The organism is Sphingomonas sp. (assembly GCF_026460985.1).
Taxonomy (GTDB): Bacteria; Pseudomonadota; Alphaproteobacteria; order Sphingomonadales; family Sphingomonadaceae; genus Sphingomonas.
The window spans coordinates 1-4,114 of the sequence record NZ_JAPKNM010000043.1 but is presented as its reverse complement, the minus strand read 5'-3'; the positions used below and the strand labels follow the sequence as shown (position 1 = coordinate 4,114).

The window sequence follows — 4,114 nt, the reverse complement described above, 5'->3', positions numbered from 1 at the left end:
TTCGACGCCTGCTCGCTGAGCGCCGCGACTTCGCCGTTGAGATTGCGCGCGGCGGCAGAGGTTTCCTCGACCATCGCGGCATTCTGCTGGGTCGACTGGTCCATCGTCCCGATCGTAACCGAGATCTGCGTGATCGCGGTCGACTGGGCCTGGTTGTCGGCAGCCATCTGGCCGAGCAGCGCGTGCACCTCGCCGACGTCGCCCGAGATGTCGGCGAGCGCGTGATCGACCTTCTGGACCATCTCCACCGCCGCGACGATGTCGGTCTGGGTGGCGGTCAGCTGGTCGCGGGCACGCCCGGCTTCCTCCTCGGCGCGCATCGCGAGCGCGCTGACGAGGTCGGCGACGACCGCAAAGCCGCGACCGGCTTCACCCGCGCGGCCTGCTTCGACCGCGGCGTTCATCGCGAGCACGCGGGTCTGGAAGGCGATCTTGTCGAGGCCCTCGATGACCGAGTCGATGCCCTTGGCGCTCTCGCTGACCCGGGTCATCGCCTGCACCGCCTCGTCGGCGATGCTGCGCCCGCCCGACACGGTGGCAATGGCGCCGTCGGCACGCTCGACGGTGCGGCCCGCCGAGGCGGCGGTCGCCTTGAGGCGGCCGTCCATCTGCGTCACCGCGGCCGAGGTCTCCTCGAGGCTCGCAGCATTGGCTTCGGTACGGCGGGCGAGGGCTTCCGACGCCTCGGCGATCTCGCTCGATCCGCTGCTGATCGCCGTAGTCGATTCCATCACCGAGCCGATCAGGCCGCGAAGGCTCGCAAGCGCATCGTTGAAATTGGCCTTGAGCGCGGCGTAGGAACCGGGAAAGTCGGTCCGGATCTCGGCGGTGAGATCGCCCTGCGTCAGCTGCGCGAGATTCTCGCCCAGCGTGCGGACCACGTCCGCCTGCTCGGCGGCCTGGCGCTGCTGCTCGACCGCGGCGTCGCGGAAGGTGTGCATCGCCTTGGTCATGCGGCCCACGCAGTCCTTATAGTCGGTATAGGCGATGGGCGTCGCGAGATCGCCCGCGGCCAGCCCCTCCATCCGGACGACGGTGTTCACATAGGGAATGCAGACCGCCTCGCGGAAGCGATGCGAGAGCACCATCGCGGCCACGACCAGCGCGGCCTGGATGCCGAACGTGATCCAGCCGGGGCCGAACAGCGAAACCAGCACGGCGAGCGTCATCAGCCCGACGAGCGAGCTGAAAGCCACGAGCATCTTGAGGCGGATCGGCGCGGTTGCTTCAAACCATTGCATATCGAACGAGTCCTTCATTGGCCGGAGACGATGCTCCCCCGATGCGCGGGGAGGCTTCGTACAGGCGGTCGCAATCGCAGGAACTCGGCCGCTGACGTCATTATAGAAAGACGCCGCGCATCAATGGGTCGCCGGCAAGGCGGCTCTTCTCGGGCGCGAACGCGCGTGCTCGGTAAAAATACAGGAAAATGAAGTGGTTATACCAGAAAGATTTCAGAAATATTTTTTAGGTTCGGCACCGTGCCGGATTGCCGTGCGTCAGCTTTCGCGGCGCTGTTTCAGCCGTATCACCGAGGCGGAGGCGGCGACGTCCCGGATCGCCGTCGCCAGGTCGTCCTGCGCGAAGGGCTTGCCGAGGATGCGAATGCTCTGCCCCGCCTTCACCTCGAAATCGACGAGACCGGTGACGAGCAGCACCGGGATCCGCGGCCATGCCTCGATGATCGCGGTGGCCAGTTCGAGGCCGGTCATCTCCGGCATCAGCTGATCGGTCACCACCAGATCGACGGACAGGCCGCCGCGCAGCAGGCCGAGCGCTTCGCTCGCCGTGACGGCGGGGATCACCCGGTGCCCGAGATCCTCGAGCATCGCCGCGGTGTTGGCGAGCACCAGCGCATCGTCGTCCACCGCCAGGACCGTCAGGCGCCTGCTCGGCATCGGCGCCGGGAGAGGCGGCGCGGGAAGCGCCTGCTCCGCGCCCTCGGCGACGGGCAGATAGAGCTCGGCGACCGTGCCCCTGCCCAGGGCGCTGCGCAGCGTCAGGCGCCCGCCGGATTGCGCGACGAGGCCCTGCACCATCGACAGGCCCAGGCCGGTTCCCTTGCCTACGCCCTTGGTGGTGAAGAAGGGATCCACGGCGCGCGCCAGCGTCTCCTCGTCCATGCCGAAGCCGGTGTCGGAGAGGACGAGCTTGACGTAGCGCCCCGCGGCCAGGTCCGCGAATTCACCGTCGACGGCGCGCTCGGTCGCGGAAATGTCGATGATCCCGCCGTCGGGCATCGCGTCGCGCGCGTTCATCGCGAGATTGAGCAACGCCATTTCGAGCTGGTTCGCGTCGACCTGCGCCGGGGGAAGGCCCAGCGGGAAATGCGTCTCGACGCGGACCATCGGCCCCAGCGAGTGCTGCAACAGGCTGGTCATGCCGCGGACCAGCTCGGCGACGGCGATCGGCTCGGGCCGGAGATCCTGCCGGCGCGCGAAGGCGAGCAGTCGCTGGGTGAGCGAGGCGCCGCGCTGCGCGCCCTCGAAGGCATTCTCGACCAGCCGCCGCGTCCTGGGATCGTCCGGCAGCCGTTTCCGCAGCAGCTCGAGATTGCCGAGGATCACCGTAAGCAGGTTGTTGAAGTCGTGCGCGATGCCGCCGGTGAGTTGGCCGATCGCCTCGAGCTTCTGCGCCTGGCGCAGCGCCTCCTCGGCGAGCTTGCGGTCGGTCACGTCGGTCAGGCCGCCGACGACATGGACGAAGCCCCCCGCGGCATCGCGCTCGACCCGCGCCGCCGACACGACGTCGAGGAACGCGCCGCTCTTGGTGACGACGCGATATTCGCGCTGATCGAGCGCTCCCGCCGCGAGCAACTCGGGCCAGTCGCGCTGGATCAGCTGGCGCGCCGAGGCCTCGGTCAGGAAGTTGATCAGCGGGCGGCCGACCACTTCCTCGCGCGCATAGCCGAGAAGCTCGATCCAGGCGTCGCTGACATGCTCGATATGCCCGTCCGGGTCGAGCGCGTGCAGCGGCAGCGGCGTGCCGCGATAGAGCGCGCGAAACTGCTCCTCGCTCCGGCGCAATGCCTCGGCCTCGCGCTGTGCCAGCAGCGCGAAGCGCCGGTCGAACATCGCGGCGACCAATGCGAGGAACAGGATCAGGAAGGCCGCCATCGACACGCTGATCGCCAGCGTCGTCTGGCTCACGCTCGGCGCCTCGATCATGTGGGCGCCCGGCAACATCGTGAAGATCGCGGCGCGCATGCCCGCGAAATGCATGCCGGCGATCGCGATGCCCATCAGCACCGCGGCGCCGATGCGCTCGGCGGGGTGCTGGTCGCGCGACGCGAGCCAGAGCGCCGCGGTGGCCGCGCCTACCGCGACCACGACCGAGATGCCGAGCCAGAGCGGATGATAGCTGAGCTCCGCCGCCATCTGCATCGCCGCCATGCCGAGATAGTGCATCGCGACGATGCCGAGGCCCATGAACGCCCCCGCCGCGCCGAGCAGCGGGAGCGCGCCGCGCGCCCGGCTCATCACCGCGAAGCCCGCGCCGGTGACGACCACCGCGACCAGGAACGAGAGCAGGGTCAGCCCGACATGATAGTCGAGGTGCATTCCCGGCATGCGGAACGCCAGCATCGCGACGAAATGCATCGCCCAGATCCCGCCGCCCATCGCGACCGCGGCGGTGGCGAGCCAGACGCGGCGCAGCCAGCCTTGGGAGGCGCGGATGCGCCCGGCCAGGTCCAGGGCGGTATAGGATGCGGCGACCGCGATCAGGATCGAGATGCAGACGAGAACCGGATCGTGCGTGCTGCTCATGATCATAGCGCATGCCCCCGCGCGGCCGTCCGCCGCGGCGTCCCGCAATCCCTCGCGCACCTGCGTGACGGTTGCGGCCGATCGGATAGCAGAGATTTGCCCGAGTCGCCAATCGCCTAGGACGTATCGACATGCAGGTGATCGAGGGTTTTCAATCCTCCCCCGCCAGGGGGAGGTGGCACGCGCAGCGTGACGGAGGGGGCGGAATCACTCTGCTCAGTTGGAGAGGCCACTGCTTACCTCCCCCTCCGACGCCTTCGGCGCCACAGTGTTGGGTCGCCCGTGCCCCCGGCACGGGCTTGGATTGCCGGGGGCAATCCAACCCAACACTCCCTGGCGGGGGAGGA

The 4,114-nt window shown here is 68.7% G+C and carries 2 protein-coding genes; both read right to left on the bottom strand.

The window, feature by feature from the left end:
- On the bottom strand, positions 1 to 1,241 hold a 1,241-nt coding region (locus tag MT490_RS07250), incomplete at its 3' end, for a methyl-accepting chemotaxis protein (protein ID WP_297385606.1).
- Between the two features lie 258 nt (positions 1,242 to 1,499).
- On the bottom strand, positions 1,500 to 3,767 hold the full coding sequence (locus MT490_RS07245; RefSeq protein WP_297385605.1) for an MHYT domain-containing protein: 2,268 nt from the start codon (positions 3,765 to 3,767) through the stop codon (positions 1,500 to 1,502).
- Positions 3,768 to 4,114: the final 347 nt, after the last annotated feature.

Excerpts from the sequence above, each read along its gene's own strand:
- MT490_RS07245 (WP_297385605.1), bottom strand. The coding sequence starts at position 3,767 with ATGAGCAGCACGCACGATCCGGTTCTCGTCTGCATCTCGATCCTGATC.